The 312-nt window shown below is 55.8% G+C and carries 1 protein-coding gene; it reads right to left on the bottom strand.

Annotated elements, in window-relative coordinates; translation table 11 throughout:
• Positions 1 to 289 (bottom strand): cytidine/deoxycytidylate deaminase family protein (locus AC1RPT_RS07925; protein ID WP_481763008.1); only part of this gene is annotated, 289 nt, incomplete at its 3' end.
• Positions 290 to 312 lie beyond the last annotated feature (23 nt).

Genomic DNA, 312 nt, shown 5'->3' on the forward strand with positions numbered 1-312 from the left:
CGGCACTTGCCGTCGATCCCGAGAATTTGGTGAGCGCGTTGAACTCTGCGTGCATAACCGTGGGCTTCGTTGCCATTTGAAGCTGAAGGGTGCCGTGCTCACAGCGCACCAACTTCGGAACCCGCGTCTCATTGTCGTGTCCCGGAGGTGTACCATTCCAACCCAGCGTGATCATGTCGTCGGGCGTGACAATCGCGCACCCAACTTGATGCTTTGGATCGACAGACATCGTGGCCGCAGCCTGTGCGATCCCCATGTACAACATGTCGTCTTTTAGAGTGCTGCCCATCTATACTCCTGAAAGTGGTATAC

The organism is Dellaglioa sp. CoH-56-MRSF-11 (genome assembly GCF_056782135.1).